The organism is Pelotalea chapellei, from assembly GCF_018531195.1.
Classification (GTDB): Bacteria; Desulfobacterota; Desulfuromonadia; order Geobacterales; family Pseudopelobacteraceae; genus Pelotalea; species Pelotalea chapellei.
This window is the reverse complement of the sequence record NZ_JAHDYS010000001.1, coordinates 131,960-152,188: the sequence shown is the minus strand read 5'-3', so window position 1 is coordinate 152,188 and position 20,229 is coordinate 131,960. Positions and strand designations below refer to the sequence as shown.

Annotated in this window: 18 protein-coding genes and 2 tRNA genes; 9 read left to right on the top strand and 11 right to left on the bottom strand. The window is 49.2% G+C overall.

Translation table 11 applies throughout. The annotated features are described in order from the left end of the window. Positions 1 to 164 precede the first annotated feature (164 nt). Positions 165 to 2,327: a Tex family protein gene (locus KJB30_RS00720; RefSeq protein ID WP_214296006.1), complete on the top strand. Its 2,163-nt coding sequence runs from the start codon at positions 165 to 167 to the stop codon at positions 2,325 to 2,327. An 80-nt stretch (positions 2,328 to 2,407) separates the two neighbouring features. On the opposite strand, the gene KJB30_RS00715 is transcribed toward KJB30_RS00720, so the two are convergent. Both KJB30_RS00715 and KJB30_RS00710 read right to left on the bottom strand, forming a co-directional pair. Continuing rightward, on the bottom strand, positions 2,408 to 3,091 hold the full coding sequence (locus tag KJB30_RS00715; RefSeq protein WP_214296005.1) for a spermidine synthase: 684 nt from the start codon (positions 3,089 to 3,091) through the stop codon (positions 2,408 to 2,410). Positions 3,092 to 3,139: 48 nt separating this feature from the next. Beyond that, on the bottom strand, positions 3,140 to 3,622 hold the full coding sequence (locus KJB30_RS00710; protein WP_214296004.1) for a GreA/GreB family elongation factor: 483 nt from the start codon (positions 3,620 to 3,622) through the stop codon (positions 3,140 to 3,142). 119 nt (positions 3,623 to 3,741) lie between these two features. Here KJB30_RS00710 and KJB30_RS00705 point away from each other — a divergent pair, with 119 nt between their 5' ends. After that, complete coding sequence (locus tag KJB30_RS00705; protein ID WP_214296003.1) at positions 3,742 to 4,023, top strand: hydrogenase maturation nickel metallochaperone HypA; 282 nt, start codon at positions 3,742 to 3,744, stop codon at positions 4,021 to 4,023. A gap of 207 nt (positions 4,024 to 4,230) precedes the next feature. Here KJB30_RS00705 and rsgA read toward each other — a convergent pair whose 3' ends face one another. Beyond that, positions 4,231 to 5,187, bottom strand: coding sequence for a ribosome small subunit-dependent GTPase A (gene rsgA, locus KJB30_RS00700; RefSeq protein WP_246545404.1), 957 nt, complete (start codon positions 5,185 to 5,187; stop codon positions 4,231 to 4,233). Positions 5,188 to 5,272: 85 nt separating this feature from the next. After that, on the bottom strand, positions 5,273 to 5,731 hold the full coding sequence (locus KJB30_RS00695; RefSeq protein WP_214296002.1) for a hypothetical protein: 459 nt from the start codon (positions 5,729 to 5,731) through the stop codon (positions 5,273 to 5,275). Between the two features lie 306 nt (positions 5,732 to 6,037). Here KJB30_RS00695 and KJB30_RS00690 point away from each other — a divergent pair, with 306 nt between their 5' ends. Genes KJB30_RS00690 through KJB30_RS00680 form a run of 3 tightly spaced genes read left to right on the top strand, consistent with a single transcriptional unit; the run spans position 6,038 to position 8,351 of the window. Then, positions 6,038 to 6,964 (top strand): ABC transporter ATP-binding protein, encoded by a 927-nt coding sequence (locus tag KJB30_RS00690; protein WP_214296001.1) that lies wholly within the window; start codon positions 6,038 to 6,040, stop codon positions 6,962 to 6,964. Beyond that, positions 6,961 to 7,719, top strand: a complete 759-nt coding sequence (locus KJB30_RS00685) for an ABC transporter permease (RefSeq protein ID WP_214296000.1) — start codon at positions 6,961 to 6,963, stop codon at positions 7,717 to 7,719. Before KJB30_RS00690 ends, KJB30_RS00685 begins: the two co-directional genes overlap by 4 nt. Positions 7,720 to 7,730: 11 nt before the next feature. After that, complete coding sequence (locus KJB30_RS00680) at positions 7,731 to 8,351, top strand: YdcF family protein (protein WP_214295999.1); 621 nt, start codon at positions 7,731 to 7,733, stop codon at positions 8,349 to 8,351. A 149-nt stretch (positions 8,352 to 8,500) separates the two neighbouring features. Here KJB30_RS00680 and KJB30_RS00675 read toward each other — a convergent pair whose 3' ends face one another. Beyond that, entirely contained in the window at positions 8,501 to 9,199 is a 699-nt protein-coding gene (locus tag KJB30_RS00675; protein WP_214295998.1) for a Crp/Fnr family transcriptional regulator, read from the bottom strand. A 203-nt stretch (positions 9,200 to 9,402) separates the two neighbouring features. Between KJB30_RS00675 and xrtA the strand changes: the two genes are divergently transcribed. The 4 genes from xrtA (at position 9,403) to prsR (ending at position 15,893) form a co-directional block, all read left to right on the top strand. After that, positions 9,403 to 10,947 (top strand): exosortase A, encoded by a 1,545-nt coding sequence (gene xrtA, locus KJB30_RS17915; RefSeq protein WP_246545403.1) that lies wholly within the window; start codon positions 9,403 to 9,405, stop codon positions 10,945 to 10,947. Positions 10,948 to 11,034: 87 nt separating this feature from the next. Further along, the gene (locus KJB30_RS00660) at positions 11,035 to 12,321 is read left to right on the top strand and encodes a nucleotide sugar dehydrogenase (protein ID WP_246545402.1); all 1,287 of its coding nucleotides are present in this window, start codon (positions 11,035 to 11,037) and stop codon (positions 12,319 to 12,321) included. Between the two features lie 62 nt (positions 12,322 to 12,383). Next, positions 12,384 to 14,438, top strand: coding sequence for an XrtA/PEP-CTERM system histidine kinase PrsK (gene prsK, locus KJB30_RS00655; protein ID WP_214295996.1), 2,055 nt, complete (start codon positions 12,384 to 12,386; stop codon positions 14,436 to 14,438). Positions 14,439 to 14,498: 60 nt separating this feature from the next. Further along, complete coding sequence (gene prsR / locus KJB30_RS00650; RefSeq protein WP_214295995.1) at positions 14,499 to 15,893, top strand: PEP-CTERM-box response regulator transcription factor; 1,395 nt, start codon at positions 14,499 to 14,501, stop codon at positions 15,891 to 15,893. 488 nt (positions 15,894 to 16,381) lie between these two features. On the opposite strand, the gene KJB30_RS00645 is transcribed toward prsR, so the two are convergent. From KJB30_RS00645 to tig, 6 genes are all read right to left on the bottom strand, one after another. Next, positions 16,382 to 16,457: transfer RNA gene (locus KJB30_RS00645), tRNA-Val, on the bottom strand. 8 nt (positions 16,458 to 16,465) lie between these two features. Then, positions 16,466 to 16,542 (bottom strand) — tRNA-Asp (locus KJB30_RS00640). 25 nt (positions 16,543 to 16,567) lie between these two features. After that, positions 16,568 to 16,876: an HU family DNA-binding protein gene (locus KJB30_RS00635; protein WP_367618906.1), complete on the bottom strand. Its 309-nt coding sequence runs from the start codon at positions 16,874 to 16,876 to the stop codon at positions 16,568 to 16,570. A gap of 152 nt (positions 16,877 to 17,028) precedes the next feature. Beyond that, positions 17,029 to 18,285 carry an ATP-dependent Clp protease ATP-binding subunit ClpX gene (clpX, locus tag KJB30_RS00630; RefSeq protein WP_214295993.1) on the bottom strand — a complete coding sequence of 419 codons (1,257 nt, stop codon included), beginning with the start codon at positions 18,283 to 18,285 and terminating at the stop codon, positions 17,029 to 17,031. Further along, a complete protein-coding gene (gene clpP / locus KJB30_RS00625; RefSeq protein WP_214295992.1) occupies positions 18,282 to 18,881 on the bottom strand; it encodes an ATP-dependent Clp endopeptidase proteolytic subunit ClpP in 600 nt (199 codons plus the stop codon). Before clpP ends, clpX begins: the two co-directional genes overlap by 4 nt. A gap of 19 nt (positions 18,882 to 18,900) precedes the next feature. Beyond that, complete coding sequence (tig, locus tag KJB30_RS00620) at positions 18,901 to 20,217, bottom strand: trigger factor (protein WP_214295991.1); 1,317 nt, start codon at positions 20,215 to 20,217, stop codon at positions 18,901 to 18,903. Positions 20,218 to 20,229 lie beyond the last annotated feature (12 nt).

Genomic DNA, 20,229 nt, shown 5'->3' with positions numbered 1-20,229 from the left:
CTGAAAAGGTATCCGCTCTTTTTATTTGGGAATGGCTTTTACATCAGCTTTCGTTTTCCATGTTTCACTCTCAATACGAAATCTTTTCTAATTCGCCAGCTATTTGCCATTAAGAGAGCCCTGTAGTACCATGCTGGCCTCAAATTACCCAGACAGGAGATACAATGAAGCTCAGCGACATCAATGCAAAAACAATAATCCAGTACATCATAGAGGCGAGCGGGCTAAAAGCTTTTCAGGTTGAGAATACGGTCGAACTTCTCCAGGAAGGAAGCACCGTGCCTTTCATTGCCCGCTACCGCAAGGAGAGCACTGGCGAGCTGGATGAAGTGCAGATCCGAGATATTGAGGAGCAGTTGGCCTATTTTTCAGAATTGGAGGAGCGCAAAGCCACCATTCTCAAATCCATAGACGAGCAGGGCAAGTTGACTCCGGAACTGAAACAGCGCATAGAGGCTTCACGCCAGAAGACCGAGGTCGAGGATCTTTATCTTCCCTTCAAGCCAAAACGCCGTACTAAGGCCACGATTGCCCGGGAGCGGGGACTTGAGCCGTTGGCAGATATCCTGATTGCACAGGAACTGAAACATGGCTTTGTTGAGGAGGCGGCACTGTCCTTTGTTGATCCGGCCAAAGAGGTGCCTGATGCTACGACAGCTCTGGAAGGGGCAGGGCATATTCTTGCCGAACGGCTTTCCGATGACGCCGATGCCCGAGCAATGGTGCGGCGACTGACAGCCGAGCAGGGGATCATGATGTCGAGGGTGGCGGGTGACCAGAAGGATCAAGTCACCAAGTTTGAGATGTATTACGATTTTCAGGAACCACTCAAGGCCATTCCCTCACACCGCATGCTTGCAATGCGCAGAGGAGAAAAGGAGGAAGTGCTGTATCTTTCCATTGGCGCCCCAGTGGATCAGATTCTGGCAGGGTTAAAAACACGCCTGGTCACACAGGAGAGTATTTTCAAGCCATTACTGGAGAAGGTTGTAGAGGATGCCTACAAGCGTCTGATCGCTCCCTCGATTGAGGTAGAGCTGCGTCTTGATAGCAAGGAAAAGGCGGATGAAGCTGCGATAATTGTTTTTGCCCGTAATCTGCGTGACCTGCTGCTGGCACCACCAGCGGGAGGCAAGCGGGTACTCGGTATTGATCCGGGCTTTCGCACCGGCTCCAAGCTCGCGGCGGTAGATGCAACAGGTCGGTTTCAGGAACATGTCACTATTTATCCCCATATTGGTGAAACCCGTGTACCGCAGGCGCGACAGGACCTGCTGCGCATGGTGGAAACTCACAAACCTGAGATGATTGCAATCGGCAACGGCACTGCCGGGCGTGAGATGGAAATTTTCGTCAAAGAAACATTGTCTGGGGCAGGGCTCAATCTGCCGGTGATATCGGTCAGCGAGGCAGGGGCCAGTGTCTATTCAGCCTCAGAGATTGCGCGGGAGGAGTTCCCCGATCTGGATCTCACCGTACGCGGAGCCGTCTCCATTGCCCGCCGCTTGCAGGACCCACTGGGAGAGTTGGTCAAGATCGATCCCAAAAGCATCGGCGTGGGCCAGTACCAGCATGATGTTAATCAAGGCATGCTCAAAAAAGCTCTGGACGGCGTTGTGGAGTCCTGCGTGAACTATGTGGGAGTTGATCTCAATACCGCATCCTGGGCGCTGCTTTCCTACGTTTCGGGCGTTGGGCCGGCTCTGGCCAAAGCCATCACCAAATATCGCGATGAAAATGGCCGGTTCGAATCACGCAAGGCGCTGCTCAAGGTGCCTCGCTTCGGGGCCAAGGCTTTCGAGCAGGCGGCTGGATTTTTGCGAATCAGGGATGGTAAATACCCGCTGGACAACACCGCGGTACATCCCGAACGTTACCCGCTGGTTGAGGCCATGGCCGCTGATCTCAAGGTGAGTCTGGCCCAGCTGACCATGGATGCGACCTTGGTTTCAAGTATCAATCCCAGGAACTACGTGAATGAGAAAGTAGGTCTGCCGACATTGAACGACATACTGGAAGAATTAAAAAAACCGGGCCGTGATCCGCGCAGCCAGTTCGAAGCTGTTGCCTTCAGGGATGATGTTCGTGAAATTACGGATCTGCGAGAGGGGATGATTCTGCAGGGGATCGTTACCAATGTTACTGCGTTTGGGGCTTTTGTGGATGTCGGAGTCCACCAGGATGGCCTGGTGCACATCAGCCACCTGGCCAACCGCTATGTGAAGGATCCCAATGATGCCGTCAAAACCGGACAGGTGGTCAAGGTCAAGGTGCTCTCGGCAGATGCCCAGCGCAAGAGGATTGCGCTCTCGATCAAGGAGGCGTGAAGGGGGGATTGGGGACCGGGGACCGGAGAAGCTGAGACGGGGGAAGAAGGAGAGTCCAAGCTTTGGACCTCTCGGTCTCTTTATCGTTTAATGCTCTCTGCAAGAAAAACCACATGACGCAAGCCGCCTTTACCAGGGCGGCTTGTGGTCACCTTGAAACCGGCTTCCTGCAGGCGTTTATCAAAACTTTCATCGTATTGTTCACCCCATACAGCCAGTACTCCTCCAGGTTTGAGGGCTGTTCGCATGGCTTGGATGGCTCTGCTGCCGTAGAGCGGGTCGTTGCGCTTATCGGTCTTGGCGTGGGGACCGCGATAGAGGTCGAGTACGATGGCGTCGAACAGGTCTTCTCCGTTGCTTGCTGCGCTTCTGCGGATGCGTTCAGCCACATCGATGATTTCCACATGTACTCGCGGGTCTGCAGCGGCGCCACCGGTTAATGACAGTAGTGGCCCCAAGCACCAGGCGTGAACCACGGGGTTCAGTTCGGCTACAACGACACTGGCTGAAGAGGGCAGGGCATCAAGCACCGCTCGTAGTGTAAATCCCATGCCCAATCCGCCCACCATGACTCGGGGGGCTTCACGATTTATCAGACCTTTGCAGCCGAGCTGACCGAGCATGATCTCGGAGCGGTTGGCCAGGCTGTTCATCAGGACCTGTGTACCGATCATGATCAAAAAATCCCGCTCGCCCCGTTGACGCAGTTCAAGTGCGCCTTCGTCGGTGGGGATGCTTTCGATAATTTTCCAGGGAAGCGCCATGTTGCCTGCCTTTCATGCTTGTGAAGTTGATCCTTAATTTAAAGCCAGTCAGCAGACTTCAATGATTTCAAACTCTTTACGACTGGCACCGCTGCCTATTTCCACTGTTTCGCCGATTGTCCTGCCAATCAAGGCACTGCCTATGGGGGAACCGGGTGTGATTACAATAATTTCCCGGTTGCCATCGCTGACTTTCATGCCACCTTCAAGGGGGCCGATAAATACCAGTCTGGTAGCACCATCCTCTGCTTCCATGCTTACAAGTGCCGTCAGGCGAATGGGGGTGTCATCCTGGAATGTCTGCAGCTCGAGAAGTTTGTAGGTATCCAGCGCCTCTTTGATTTCCTGGGCACGATTGGCTTGTCCCTGGGCTACATAAGAGGCTTCAAGGCTGAGGGTGTCGTACTTGTTGTCAGGGATGTTCTCTTCATGGATTGAAGCTTCGTGGGCTGTTTTGGCGGCATTATGCAGAAGTGCCAGATCAGTTTCGAGTTGTTCAATAATCAGTTTGAATATGAATGGTTTGTTCATGGATCTCTTTGTGCTTTTTAAAAATGACAGGAACTTGACCAAGGTCAAAACAGGCACGGTCAGAAAGGAGTATGGTGCACCCTTAACAACAACTTGTTTTGGCTATCAAGGAGATATCAATGTGTGATTGTGGATCATCCCGGACATCCGGGGTAGGACCGTTTGCGACCGGCAGGGAACTGGTCGAATTTGTCTTGGGCGCTCATGGTGGTTCAGTGGCGACGGCAGATCTTCCCAATGGAGGCTTGAAGCATGCTTGCCAAGGATGCGGTACTTCTTTTGTGTTGAAGACTTTTGTCCAGCAGTGTCCATCCTGTGGTGGCGTTCATGCAGTTTCGCCGCCCCGGGCTAACGACCCGACAGCAATTCAATATGCCGGTGGCGATTTCAAGCTGGATTAGAGAAAAGGTCTTTTAACTGCTCTCTCGCTCGCTTCGCTTAAGACGCCAAGGCGCGGAGAAAACCGACTTCTCAATATCCCTTTTTTTAAAGAAGTGCTTCTCTTAGCGTCTTTGCGGCTTCGCGTGATAAAAAGTTTTTGACTGCCTTTCGCTCGCTTTGCTTAAGACCAAGGCGCGAAGCAAGCCGACTTCTCTAGGCTGGATAATTTACTGGTTTTTCCAGCCTTTGCTGCGGAACTCGGCCTGTTCTTTTTCTACTTCAGTTAGAATTTCCAGGTAGGTTGCGTATCTTTCAGCGTGGATAATTCCTTGGTTAACTTGTTCAGCAACGGCGCAGCCTGGTTCGGAGCGGTGACGGCAATTGCGGAACCGGCAGGAAATTCCGTCATGCTCTTCAAAACCGGGAAAAAAGATTGCCAGATCCTCCTCCGAGATCTCCACCAGACCAAAATCACGGAAGCCAGGGGTGTCAACAAGTTCACCACCGCCTGAGAGAGCATGCAGAGTGGAAACGGTGGTGGTATGACGTCCCAGCCCCTTGTAATCACTGAGTGCTCCTACTTTTAAACCTATTTCGGGACAGAGCACGTTCAGTAAAGAACTTTTGCCGACACCTGTGGTGCCCACGAAGGCGCCGCGATGCCCCACACCCAGGAAATGCTGCACCTCCTCAAGACCGCTTTTGTGGGCAGCACTGACTGGAAAGATCGGTACAGATCCTGTATAGGTGTTTTTAACTTTGCCCAAAAGATCAGCGGTTTCAGCAAGATCACACTTGTTGACCACCAAAAATGGTTGCAAAGCGGCAACTCGGGCGGCGACAATTGCCCTGTCTATGAAACCGGAAGGGGGGTCGGGAGCCACTACTATTCCCAGCACATCCAGATTGGCCGCCACCAAATGAATACCACCCCTGGCGTCCCTGCGGCGCAATTCGGTCTTGCGCGGCATCTGTTTCAAAACCTCGCCCGCGACCACAACATCATCTCCAACAACATGGCCGGAATTTCTTTTGACCCGCACCATGCGCCGCTCACCATTTTCGAACAGCACCTCGACCGCAACTCCATGGTGGGCTACTATAAGGCCGAGCCGGGCATGACCGGTCTCACTGGTATCGAGTGGCGCGCAGGTGCGGCCGGTCTTGTTGCGTTGGAACTTCAATGGATTCCCCAATGGTGCGCACGAAAATGCCTGCCACAGATACACGGATCGTGATGGCAGGCATTTTGCCGTTCTGAAAAAACTTTTATTGGCAGCGCAGAAGTTTCATTCCATCCTGAAAAAGGACCTGCATTTTGTTGGGCGGGATAAGCTGCTTTACCACACCCAGGCCGAATGAAGAATGATTGACAAGGCTGTTCATCCGGAATTTTCCATCCATGGTATAGGCAACAGCCCGCTCTGATTCCATATTTGGCCGCAATGCTGCCCACTCGTCGCGGTCAGCTTCGCCCGGATCTTTGCGGGAGGTGCGGGTAGAAGTACCGGACGATTTGGAGGACGAACCGGTGGAAGCTTTTTTGGGAGCTTTGGCTGCTTTGGGCGCTGGGGGAGGGTAATAACCATGTGCACCACCGCAGGTATTGCACTCCACACGTACAACCTTTTCTTCAACCATGGCTACGATTCTGTGATTGAGAACTTCCTTGCAACGAGTGCAACGGGCATCAATGATGTCTCCTGCCGATAACTTCTTGGTATTCATGTGTATCCTGTCTTGTGTGTTGAATTTCGTTCCTGTTTAATAAAGAACGATGGGATCTGGTTGACAGCAGGTTAAACTGAAACCTGCCACTGATAAGTTTTCAAAATGAACCAAAGGATGGTCGATGCTGATGGAGGACTCCTCAGAGACAATGTAATACACTATACCCGAACTGGTTCAGGAATTAAAGTATTCAATCTCCTCCATTGATTTCTATGCTCAGCCGTTGAGTCTTACAGACAGAATTAGGTTCCCGTGGAGTAGTGGTGCGTTCATTTTTTTGAGGATCTATGTTATAAGTCCACTATGACAGCTGCCATTCTTACAAATAATCTCACAAAACAGTACGGCACATTGACGGCACTGGGGAATCTCGACCTTCAGGTACGACAGGGTTCAATCTTTGGCTTGCTGGGTCCCAACGGCGCTGGAAAGACTACCTTGATTCGTATCCTGACCACGCTGATGCGTCAAAGCAGTGGTGAGGCCTTTATCGAAGGTAACGATACTCGTAGCCGTGGACGAGATATCCGTTGCCTGATTGGTGTTGTTCCCCAGGAGAATAGCCTGGACAGATATCTAACGGCACGGGAAAATCTGGAACTCCATGCACGCCTTCATAAAATGGATGCGGCACGTTACCGGCAACGGATTGATGAATTGATGGAGCTGATGGGATTGGCTGGCCGGCAACATGATTTTCCGGATACTTTTTCCGGAGGAATGCAGCGCAGGCTGGTGGTGGCCCGTGCGCTTGTGCACCAGCCGAGAGTCCTTTTTCTTGACGAGCCCACAACAGGTCTTGATCCGCAATCGCGCCGCTCGGTCTGGGAATACATTCGTTCCATTGCAGGCAGTATGACTATTTTTCTTACAACTCATTACCTGGAGGAAGCTGAACTGCTGTGCGATCGAATCGCAATCATGGACCATGGACGGCTTATTGCACAGGGAACGACCCAGGAATTGAAGGCTAGACTTTCAGGTGATACGCTTTATGAAATAGAATTTGATGGAGAGACAGAGCGCTATGCAGCCTTGCTTAAAAATATGGCCTGCATACGAAGCATCACTGTTAAGGGTGCTGTCGTGAATGTGGGGCTTGAGCATTGGGAGTGTCTTTCCGAGGTTGTGTCTGCCCTGAACGGTGCACCTGTGCGGCGCATTTCCCTGCGAGAACGAACGCTGGAAGAGGTATTCATCAGCCTGACAGGAGCGGGGGTGCGCCAATGAAGCTGCAAGGAGCTTTGGCCATATGGCGACGGGACATGCTGGTACTGCGGCGCAGTGTGCTATCGGAAATGGTTGCGGTGGTAGCGTATCCACTGACTATCTACCTCGCATTTGGCATTGGTATGAAAAGCTATATCGGACTGGTGGAGGGGGTACCATATAGTCTTTTTATTGCGCCGGGACTGATCACCATGACCGCCGTCAATGCTGCCTACAGCGAAAGCGTCTGGAGTCTCTGGTTTCATCGCCGCGTGCAATTTACCATTGAATCCTACCGCGTGACGCCGGTGAGTGTGTCCGAAATAGTAGTGGCAAAAATCTTTTCAGGCTTTACCCATGGCCTCGTAAAAGCACTGACTGTAGCGCTGGTCATTTTCGCGATCACACCTTTTCGTTTCGCTCCCGAGCATTTGCTAGGCTACCTGGCCTTTTTGATTCCGGGTTCAGCCTTTTTCTCCTGCGCCGGAGTCATTTGCGGCACCATTATGGACAAGCCAGAAACCATTGGTAAGGTGGAAGCTGTCTTCATCATGCCGCTTATCTTTATGTCCGGTCTGTTTTTTCCGCTCTCTTCTTATCCCGAGAAAGTGATTCCATGGATCCGCGCCCTGCCTACCACGGCACTTTTCGAAGGTGCGCGTCAGGCTCTGGTGAAGGGAAGCTTTAGTGCAATGTTTGTTCTGCAAATAGCTGGTATGGCCTTGATCACTTTTGTCGCTGCAGTCTGGATCTTCCGACTGAAAATGTCGGACTGACTCTTGCCTAGATGATACGTAAAATTCCCCTCGTGCTGTTGGTTCTGTTCCTTCTGGCAGTCCTTGCCCTCGGTCTTTATCCGGATACTCTTCGCCGAATGCTCACTCGTCACGATACTCCTGTCCTTTCCGACGCCATTATTCTTCTGGCGGGGTCAATGAAAGAGCGGGTTCCAACTGCGGCAAGATTGTATCTTAGTGGTTATGCCCCAAAAGTGTTTGTATCAGATGACGGGGTCTTCAGCAGTTGGTCAGCGGAGTATAATCGTAATCTATATCAGGTGGAGTGGGCCGAAGAGGAACTGGTAAAACTCGGTGTCCCCCGGCAGGCAATTATCAAGCTTTCTTACCTTGGGAGCGGTACCATTTATGAATCCATGGCGACCAAGGAGGAAATATCTCGGCAAGGGTTGCGGAAGATCATTGTTGTGACCTCGGACTATCACACCTGTCGAGCTGCATGGACTTTCCGTCATACACTTCAAGGTTGTCTCTCGGAAGTGCGTACTTTTCCGGCTCGATCATACACTGTGGGGAGGGCAGGGCTGTTTGTGGAGGTTATGAAAGTTGGCTATTACCAATTGCGGTTTGGGCTGTTGGGGCTTGATCCTAAAGCTCATACACATTTTTGACCTTTCTGCCCGCTTCGCTTTTGCCCTAAGTTTTGACGCTTTTGTTTTTGTAATTAGCTCCTTATTTTAAAATCTTTGGTTGGAAACTATCAAGTAAAGCAAGAAGTTCAAATGGTCTTTGTACTATTTTTGATTGGGAACACTGTCCACTAACGCATCTGTTTCAGTTTTAAGTAGAATTGCTTTGTAAGCAGTATCGATCTATTCGACGTTATTTCAATAACACCTTCTTTCTCGAACCGCTTCAGCATTCTGGTAATTGTTTCTCGCGTAACAGAAGTGTAGTTTGCCAGTTGCTGGTGGGTCAATTTTACGTTAATTATCACTCCCCCGTCGTCCATTATACCGTTGAGTTCCTGAAGTCGATCCAGTACCGCCATCAGGCGTTGCTCGGCACTGTCAAATCCGAGTATCTTGATCATTGCCCACGCTTCACGCAATCGGCCGCAGAGCAGGGTGATGATCTTGCGGTTGATGAGCTCGTTGCTCAAAAGATGGCGCTCAAAGTCCTCCTTGGAAAGCAGTCCGATGACCGCATCTTCATGTGCAATGATCGTTGCAGGAGCGGTTTTTCCGTCCAACAAGGCCATTTCACCGAAGAAGTCATTCTTGCGGTGGATGGTAATAATCTGTTCACGTCCCTCCTCGGTCATCTTTACAACCCGGACTTTGCCGGAATAGACCAGATACATATAATGGGAGGTTTCTTCTTCCTGGAGAACGATCTGATCTTTTGTAAAAGATTTTTTCCTGATTAACTGCTCGACCTGCACTGTCTCATCATTGCTCAGGGATGAGAAAAAGGGAACGTGTCTGATAATGCTTTCATCATGTATATGTTGCCGCATGATTGCCTGCCCTCCCTGCCATTTGGCTGAAAAAATCCGTGAAATATTAGCATGGTTTTTATGAGAAAATGTATGCGAACATTGCATTACAAGGGAAAAACTGTATAATATGCAACTCTTAATTTAAATGTGTTTACACCAATTGATTATGGAAGCAAGGGCTATGCCCCCGTTCCGTCACCATGTCAGCAGCAAGGGTCCCCATGACTATCGTTGAATCTCTGAAAAAACACCGATTGCAACTTCTGGTAATCATTCCACTGCTAGTCAGCCTGTACTGGAAGATAGTGCCGGCCATGGTTCGAGACTGGGCCAGGGATGAAAATTATTCCCATGGTTTTCTAGTGCCGCTGATAGCTGGTTATTTTGTGTATCAGCGTTGGCCTGACGTGAAGGAACGACTGGCACGGCCCGATTGGGCGGGGCTGGTTGTGGTCGTTCTAGGACTGCTTCAACTGCTGCTGGGATGGCTTTCCGCTGAATATTTCACCATGCGTTCATCCCTGATCGTGCTGTTGGCCGGCATGGTGCTATACTTCTTCGGCAGACAGATTCTGAAATTGATGGCCCTTCCCCTGGGCTATCTGTTCTTCATGGTGCCCATTCCCTACATCATTTACGACCTGGCTGCGTTCCCCTTGAAAATGTTCGTTACCAGAGTTTCGGTGGGTGCGCTTCATCTGCTAGGTGTTATTGTGCAGCGCGAAGGTAATATCATTATCTTTCCTTCCATTACCCTGGAAGTGGCTGATGCCTGTTCCGGCATACGTTCCTTGCTTTCACTGCTTGCTTTGGCTGTTGCTTATGCTTATTTCATTCCAATTAATACGAAACGCCGCTGGATTCTAATTGCTTCGGCAGTGCCGATTGCCGTTGCCACTAATGCCTTGCGGGTAATAGCAACTGGCATACTGGCCCAATGGTGGGGAGCGAAGGCAGCGGAAGGTTTCTTTCACGAGTTTGCAGGCATGGCTGTATTTGCTCTGGCAATGGTTTTGATGGTTGGGGTGGGAGCTTTGGTGAAAAGTGGATATCGTGGATCTTGCACCGGAGACCGGGACGCCTGGAAGGAGGAAAGACAGGAGCTTGCTGCTGGAGAACAGGGCAGCAAATCTTTTCTTTCTTTCAAACGTGTCACCCTCCTTTATACCTTGCTCTTTGCAGCAGCGTTGTTCATAAACCTGCGCACGAATATTTCCGTGCCTACTAACAGACCGTTCAGTCAGTTTCCGGAGCAGATTGGTTCCTGGCAGATGTCTGCTCAACAGCAATTTGATTCCGGAACCCTCAAGGTACTAAAGGCGACTGATTATTTTTCACGCCAATACAAGGGGGCAACTGGTTCGGATGTCAGTTTGTACGTCGGGTTTCATGACGGCGGTCCCGAGAGCGGCGGAATACATTCACCGCGTCACTGCCTGCCCGGAAGCGGTTGGCATGAGGTGTACACCCGGTCCGGTACCCTGGACACGCCCAGCGGGGTGGTGGATATCGTCAGGGCTGTCTATCAAAAAGGTGAAACCAAAGAGATGTTCCTATACTGGTTTCAGATGATGGACGACACAATCACTGATGAGTATTCACTTAAATTGACAGAGATTAAAAACTCCATCCTGTATCGCCGTAAAGACCAGGCATTCATTCGTTTCTCAGTTTCAGTCGAGCAGGATGAACCGCGGGCGACAGCAAATCTTGAAGCATTCGTACGTGATGTTATGCCGGTATTGAGAGAGTTTTTGCCAAAATAAACAATCCCGATGTTCGGGAAAGCCCACATTTGCGGGACATTTTCGTATGACTACCATTCTTATTCCCCAAACCAAAAGGAGTACACATTGAGCACGGAACGCACTATATCAGTAGTCGGTCTTGGCTATGTCGGATTGCCGGTAGCAGTAGCTTTTGGCAAAGTACGCAAGACCATTGGTTTCGATATCAATAAAGAGCGTATTCGAGAGTTGACCGAGGGACACGACCGGACTGGTGAAGTAGAACCGGCTGACCTTAAAGCTGCTGATATTTTTTTTACGGATCAGATCGAGGGGCTGAAGCAGGCTGATTTTCACATTGTGGCTGTGCCGACACCGGTGGATGATGCCAACCAACCTGACCTGACCCTGATGTACCGCGCTTCGGAGACTGTGGGAAAAGCGCTCAAAAAGGGCGACATTGTTGTATATGAATCCACCGTGTATCCCGGTGTGACTGAAGAGGAGTGCGTGCCCATACTGGAGAGGGTTTCAGGTTTGGCATGCGGCCAGGATTTCACTGTTGGGTATAGCCCTGAACGGATTAATCCAGGGGATAAGGAACATACGTTCACAAAGATCAAAAAAGTGGTTTCCGGACAAGATGCTGCTACTCTTGAGGCCGTTGCAAAAGTGTATGAGTCGGTGGTTACAGCTGGGGTGCATCGAGCTGCTTCCATCAAAGTGGCAGAAGCTGCCAAAGTTATTGAGAACACTCAGCGCGATCTGAACATTGCGCTGATGAACGAACTGGCCCTGATTTTTGATCGCATGGGCATTGATACCAATGATGTGCTGGATGCTGCCGGAACAAAGTGGAATTTCCTCAAGTTCAGGCCCGGCCTTGTTGGTGGACATTGTATTGGAGTTGATCCGTATTACCTGACACATAAGGCGGAGAAAATCGGCTACATACCTCAGGTGATCCTTGCGGGGCGACGCATTAACGATGGCATGGGCAAGTTTATCGCATTGCGCGCAGTTAAAGAGATGATCCACGCAGGCCATAGCGTGCTGGGCAGCAGGGTTACTGTGCTGGGACTGACCTTCAAGGAAGATTGTCCGGATCTGCGCAACTCTAGAGTTATCGACATAATACGTGAACTTGAAGATTATGGTGTTACTGTGCAGGTCTGCGACCCTCTCGCCGATCCTGTTGAGGCACTGCATGAATACGGCGTTAAGCTGGTACCCGTGGAAAATCTGCTGCCGGCATCGGCAGTGGTGGCCGCGGTGGCCCACCAGCAGTACCGCACTATGTCAGCTGGTGACCTGACCGGTCTGATGGTTGAAAATCCTGTGCTGGTAGATGTGAAGGGGATGTATGATCTTCCGGCATTGCTTGCGGCCGGCATACGGGTGTGGAGACTCTAGCAACTCGAAGGGCTTGCCACTTTCCTCGATCAGGGTTGTCACTCACCCCAACGGTATCATAAATGCTTTTAAATGTAGTTCCCCTTATAGCCGTTCTGGCACTTTTCACCATAGCCGTTCTTGTGTTTTTGCGGGATCGCTCACTTGCATGTGCCTATCTTGGCACCGCTTTGCTGGTGACAGCTCTGATTGAACTTTTTGACCTGTTTGCACTCGGTCTTGTGCCAGGTGGAATGGTCTGGAAGAACTGGTCATTGCTGGGCGAAGCCCTGTTGCCGCCAGCATGGCTTCTTGCAAGTCTGACATATGCACGCCAGCAGGGGCCATGGCGGATCGGCAAGCTGTTGTGGTGCGGAATCTCGCTGACCTGCCTGTTCCTCGTAGCTATATTTTCTCTTCCTCTTAATGAATTCATCTATGCGCCTGATTTCCCTCAGGAACAGTTGCTGTTTCTCAACACTCCAGGATTTTACTTTTATATCGGGATCACTATCTGTCTGGTTATAGCCTTGGTCAACCTGGAGACTACCCTGGCCAATGCTTCGCCCGAAGCGCTTTGGAAGGTGAAGTTTGATGTGATCGGGCTCGGAACGATGCTTGCGGTGCAGGTTTTCTATTACAGTCAGGCCCTGCTCTACCGGACACTGAACATGAACTTTACGCTGCTCCGCTCGTGTTTGTTCATTCTTGCAGCTGCAATGATTTGGTATTCGCACATCTTCAGGCGGGGAAAGGTACGTATCCAGGTCTCTCGCCAAACAGCCTATAAATCTGTTGTACTGCTGGCGGTAGGCGGCTACCTGGTGATGATTGGAGCACTGGGTGAGGGGATGAAGTATTTTGGCGTTCATTTCCCAAGCACCGTTGCTATCACCTTTGCCTTTCTGGGAGGAATTGTAATACTGGTTTTGCTCCTTTCTGAACGGGTGCGGCGTGAGGTGAAGGTTGTATTGCACAAGAATTTCTACCAGAACAAGTATGACTACCGTACTGAATGGCTTCGCTTTACTGAGCAGTTGTCCTCTTCCAGTTCAGGTGAACAGTTGTTGCAGCGCATTCTATCAGCCTATTGCGAGATCTTCGGGATTTCGGGGGCAGCCATGTTCCTCAAAGATGAAAATCAAGGGGGCTACTGTATGGCAGCAGCCTGTGAGATGGAGCCAATTCATGATGTCATCCTCCCAGAGAACAGTCTGATAAAATTTATGGAAGAGCGTGCCTGGGTCGTAAGTGTTAAGGAAAAAAATCCGGAAATTATGGCCGAGAATAGTGCTTTTTTTGATGCCAACACCATTTCCATGGTGATTCCTCTTTTTGATGGTGAACTTGTTGAAGGATTTATTGTGCTCGGCAAGGTGATCAAGCCGGATGAAACCTTTATCTATGAGGATTACGACCTGATGAAGACAATCGCGCGGCAAGCTTCGCTGGCCATCCTTCATCAGCGACTTTCCGAGCAGATAACTCAGGCACGTGAAGTAGAGGCTATCGGAAAGGTGGCGACTTTTGTTGTCCATGATCTGAAAAATCTGGCCTCCAATATTTCACTGATTGTTGAAAATGCCTCCCGACACCTTCATAATCCCGATTTTCAGCAAGACATGTTGGCTTCTCTGGGCAACACAGCAAGTAAGATGCAGAGTCTGATCGCGCACCTAAAAAATTTGGGGGAGCGGGAACTATTAAATCTGCAGACAGTTGATCTCCTGGAAATGGTAAAGCGTACCGCTACCATGCTGGGCAAAGCAGAAATCGATATTGTCGGCGTATCAGTGCAATGCCGTGTTGATGAGGCTGAAATACAGAAGGTGGTCATGAATCTGCTGATTAATGGATTTGAGGCATCAGGAACTGAAGAGCGGTTGCAGGTAGAGATCGGTAGGAAGGGCATGCCCTTTCTCAAAATCACCGATCACGGCTGTGGAATGTCGCCCCAATTTATACGCACTGAGCTTTTTAAACCTTTCAGTACCACCAAGCAGCAAGGGTTGGGAATCGGGCTCTACCAGTGCCGGCAGATAATTGAAGCTCATAATGGCAAGATTGAAGTAAGTAGCTTGGAAGGGCAGGGAAGCGTTTTTACGGTATGGCTGCCAGGAGTGAATGAAATAGAGTAGTCGTGAATCACAGTTATTACCGTTGACGAAAAACAGGCTTTGAAATATTGGGAGCAACTTATGGACAAGATTCTAATCATTGATGATAGTCAGGACATTCGCCAGCAGCTGAAATGGGGGTTGGCTGATGTTTATTCGGTTGTTTTGGCAGAGAGTGTCAACGAAGGGATAAGCCTTTTTAAAAAGCACCAGCCAGTTGTCGTGATTCTTGATTTGGGACTGCCGCCTCATGAACACAGCTCGGTAGAAGGTTTTCGTTGTCTTTCTGAGCTGACGGATCTTAATCCTCATGTCAAAGTGATCATGCTGACCGGCAACAGTGAACGTGAAAATGCACTGAAAGCTATAGATATGGGGGCGTATGATTTTTATGCAAAACCCCCGGTCATCAGCGAACTCAAAGTAATCATTGCTCGTGCTGTTCATCTTGCGAATATCGAGGAACAGAACCGCATCCTGCAGAAATCCCTTCAGGCAAACCCGGGAGGAATGGGAGGGATAATAGGGCAGTGTCAGGAGATGCTGACTGTTTTCAGCACTATCAGGAAGGTGGCTGTTTCCGATGTGCCTGTGTTTATAACTGGTGAAAGTGGTACCGGCAAAGAATTAGTTGCTCGAGCGATTCACGATACCAGTCTTCGTAAGAAACAGCCTTTCATTCCGATCAATTGTGGTGCCATACCGGAGAACCTTCTGGAGTCAGAGTTTTTCGGCCATGAGAAGGGAGCCTTTACTGGCGCACATTCCACAGTGCAGGGCAAACTACAATTTGCTCACAAAGGCACGCTGTTCCTGGACGAGATCGGTGAACTGCCGGTCAATCTGCAAGTAAAACTGCTCCGTTTCCTTCAGGAAGGCATCATTCAGCGAGTGGGGGGACGTGAAGATATTGCTGTAGATACCCGTACGGTATGTGCCACTAATATCGATGTTTCTAAAGCAATCAGTGAGGGAAAATTTCGCGAGGATCTTTTTTACCGGGTAAGTGTGATCTCTCTGCATCTGCCCCCATTGCGGGAACGAGGCGATGATATCCTGCTCTTGGCACATTACTTTCTCAGGCTGTTCAGCGAGGAGTACAAGAAACGTGTGCGCCGCTTCAGCGCATCCGCGGTAGCCTATCTCAAATCATATTCCTGGCCTGGAAATGTACGGGAGTTGCGTAATCGTATGCAGCGCGCAATTATCATGTGCGAAGGATCTACTATTACCCCTGCTGACCTGGGCTCCGACCAGGAATCGGAAGAGCTGCCACAGCAAATACCATCTGGAATCTATTCTCTGCGTGAAGCACGCAGTCGTGTTGAGATTGAGATGATTGAGGCTGCTATTGAGCGAAATGCAGACAACATACAAAAAGCAGCAGAAGAATTAGGAGTCAGCCGGCCGACATTTTATGATCTGATGAAAAAGCATGGACTCAGGAAAGATTGGCCTGGGGTTATAGTTGAATAATCTATTTATTAATTAATTTTAAATATATCTTGACACACTACATTATGTCACCTATAAGGGCACCATTAAAAAATATAGACCTAAAGGGATCCGAAATAATTGTTTTAATATCATTTCGGAATCCCATGCTGACCAATAATAATGCTAATAATCCATAGAGGAGGTCCTCATGAATTTCCGCTGTGATATAGAGAAAGAGGAATTCGAGTACTGTCTCACCGGAACCAGCATCCTGGATCTGCTGCTTAGGCTATCCAAAGATCACCCAGAGAGGTATGAGGATCTACCTCAGCACTTTATACAGCTTTTATGCAATAATTGTTCAATAGATCTTCCTTGACAGAAGAAAACTGTTAGACAGAAAAAGGAGAGAGCCTAAGGCTTCCTCCTTTTTTGTTTAACCGGTCTAAACAGGCGAAAGTGAGCAGTGCGATGCAGAGTACAAAACAAAAAAGACCTGACCCCTCAGAGGTCAAGTCTTTGTTGTTTGGTGGGCGAAGACGGGATCGAACCGCCGACATCCAGCTTGTAAGGCTGGCGCTCTCGCAGCTGAGCTATTCGCCCGTATTTAATGGCGGGGTTGACGGGGCTCGAACCCGCGACTTCCAGCGTGACAGGCTGGCACTCTAACCGACTGAGCTACAACCCCGCAATACATGCATACGGTTAGATTACTATTTTTTTGTTGCGTTGACGGTGTCTTTCAGTGTTTTACCGGGTTTGAATTTAGGCACGGTCGCTGCGGGAATGTTGATCTTTTTGCCTGTCTGAGGGTTCTGCCCTTTGCGTGCAGCACGTGTTGCTGTACAGAAGGTGCCGAAGCCGACCAAGCTCAGTTTATCGCCCTTTTGGAGAGCTGAAGTTACAGAAGCAATAAAGGCCGACACAGCTTTTTCTGCTTCTACCTTTTTCAGCCCGGACTGCTCTGCTACTGCGCTAATCAGTTCCGCTTTTGTCACAGTACACCTCCTGAAATTTTGTATGTTTACAAGGCGACAAAGTGTTTACCAGATTTATCAGAAGGCTGTCAAGAAAAAATTCTCGCAAACGTACAATTCATGGGCTGTTAGAGGCTTTTTACTGTTTAATTTGTTGTTCTTAAGCCAAAATTTAGAAAATAACGATTCGCGCCATATTATGCGGCATCGCTTATTTGTTGTTCATAAACAACAATCGGTTTTTCTTTGTGATAAATGACATCTTCACTAATTACAACTTCCTTTACACTTGGTTGTGAAGGGACTTCGTACATGATGTCAAGCATTGAATTTTCAAGTATAGAGCGAAGTCCACGAGCACCAGTATTGCGTTTAAGTGCCTCTTTCGCAATTGCGACTAGTGAGCCGTCTGTGAAGCGCAGGCGAACATTTTCCAGGTCGAACAACTTCTGATACTGTTTGACCAGGGAGTTTTTCGGTTCCTTGAGGATCTGTACCATGGCATCTTCATCAAGTTCAGTGAGAGTAGCCAACATGGGCAACCTGCCAATGAATTCCGGGATGTAGCCATATTTTAATAGGTCGTCCGGAGTAACATTATTCAGCAATTCTCCCAGTTTCTTTTCAGAACGTTTTTTAACGTCCGCACCAAAGCCAAGGCTTTTCATGCCAACGCGCTGCTGGATTACACTGTCCAGCCCTGCGAAAGCTCCCCCGCAGATAAAAAGAATGTTGGTGGTATCCACCTTCATGAATTCTTGCTGAGGATGTTTTCTACCTCCTTTGGGAGGAATGCTAGCCACGGTTCCTTCAATTATCTTTAGAAGGGCCTGTTGGACACCTTCACCTGAGACGTCTCGAGTTAATGAAGGTGATTCACTCTTGCGGGCAATCTTGTCGATTTCATCGATGTAGATGATGCCTTTTTGAGCCCGTTCCACATCGTAATCTGCTGCTTGCAGCAGGCTCAGAATAATGTTCTCTACATCCTCGCCTACATAGCCGGCCTCAGTCAGATTAGTAGCATCCACCATGGCAAAAGGAACTTTGAGGATGCGAGCCAGAGTCTGGGCCAACAGTGTTTTTCCCGAACCGGTTGGCCCCAAAAGGAGGATGTTGCTTTTTTGCATCTCTACATCGCCTGGTTTCAGGACTGATTCAATGCGTTTGTAATGATTGTAGACTGCCACCGAGAGCACTTTTTTGGCCCTGTCCTGGCCGATAACATATTCGTCCAGAACATCCTTGATTTCTCGCGGCTTCGGCAGTTTTTTTAGATCGGGTCCAAGTGTTTCTTCCATCTTCATTTCTTCTGCAATGATATCATTACAGAGTTCGATGCACTCATCACAAATGTAGACTGCTGGCCCTGCGATCAGTTTTTTTACCTCATCCTGGCTCTTGCCGCAGAATGAGCAAGTCAAGTTTTCCTGAGTGGTATCCCGTCGGCTCATGGTGTCCCTCCGGTACCTGTTTTCCTGGTAACAATAGCGTCTATTAAACCATATTCCTTAGCATCTTCGGCGGAAAGAAAATAATCACGTTCTGTGTCAGCCGCGATCTTTTCCACATTCTGTCCTGTCATTTCAGACAAGATGGCATTTAATTCATCTTTCATGCGCAGAATCTCTTTTGCATGTATATGAATATCTGTAGCCTGGCCCTGGAAACCGCCCAATGGCTGATGAATCATAATACGGGAGTGGGTGAGGCTGAAACGTTTTCCCTTTTCGCCGGCAGCCAGCAGAAAAGCTCCCATAGACGCAGCCTGTCCGACGCAGATGGTAGAGACTGGTGCTTTGATGTAGCGCATTGTATCAAAAATTGCCATGCCGGAAGTAACAACTCCTCCAGGCGAATTTATATAAAGATGAATATCCTTGTCTGGATCCTCCGCCTCAAGAAACAACAGCTGGGCAATGATAAGATTGGCTACTTGATCATCAATACCACCGCCCAGGAAAATAATCCTTTCCTTGAGCAAACGTGAATATATGTCAAAGGCGCGTTCTCCGCGGCCGGTTTGCTCTACTACAATGGGTATGTACATGATGCCCTTTCCTTGCGTGCTACTCCTGCTCAGACTTCCGTTCGATAGAATCAACCTCAGTGACGACAGCTTTTTCAAGCAGGAGGCTGATGGCTTTGTCTTCCTTGATTTCAGAAATCAGGTTGTTTTTATTACTGCGGTTGGTACCGTAGTATTCCTTAATGCGACCGAGCATATCTGCGTTTCCACCGGAGATCTGCTCGTAGCGCTGCTCCAGGTCTTCATCAGTCACGCTGATATTTTCCTTTTCAACCAAAGCCATCAACAGGAGCCCGCCTTTAACTTTGTTCTCTGCAGATTCACGGAAACGCTGACGGAAACCCTCATCGTCTAAGCCCATCATTTCAATGGACATATGCTGACTCTTGAGTCGATTTTTTAAGTTCTCCAGCATGTGGTCGAGCTGGCGCTTGACCATTGATTGAGGGACTTCCAAGGGATTCTTTTCGATCAGGGCTTGGATAACGCGCTCTTTCTGCTCGTTTTCAATACGCTCCATTTCCTGTTTCTGGTGGTACTCGGACATTTTCTCACGAAGTTCCTTCATTGTACCGTATTCGCCAAACTGTTGGGCGAATTCGTCATTGAGCTCAGGCAATTCTTTGCGTTTAATATCTTTAATAGTTACTTTAAAAACCCCATCTTTGCCTGCTGCTTCGGAAGTACGGTAACCTTCGGGTAAGGTTACGGTAATATCCTTTGTTTCGCCGTATTTCATGCCGACCAGCTGCTCTTCAAAACCGGGCATCAACTTATTGGCCCCTACTTCGATTTCAGCATTCTCTTCGTTGGAGGTTTCCTCGGGGAAGCCTTCAACAGAGAACATGTAATCGATGGTTACTTTGTGTCCGTTTTCCACGGCAGCGCTTTCATCAACCGGCACGAGCTGTGCCATGTTTTCCTGCATGCGCTTAAGTTCGCCCTCAATGTTTTCCGGGTTGAACTTGTACTTTTCTCTGGTTACTTCCAGGCCGGTGTAGTCAGTGATCTGTACTTCCGGCATAACTTCTACAAGGGCACTGTATTTGAAAGGTGAGCCTGGCTCAAGTATATCGCTCTCAATAGTAGGGGAATCGATCGGTTCAATTTTATGTTCATCAAGTGCTTTAAAGAGAGTCTGCTCGTAAAAACGCCGCATGACCTGGTCACGCATTGCGTCGCTATAGGTGCGTTTGACAAGTTGCATGGGAGCTTTGCCGGGACGGAATCCCTGGAGCTTGGCTTTTTTCTGGATATTGGCGTAGGTTTTTTCGATTTCAGCATCCACCTGCTCGGAGGGGATTTCTATGAAAACTTTCTTAGTAACCGGATTGATTGCTTCAACAGTAACCTGCATGGAAGTGGCCTT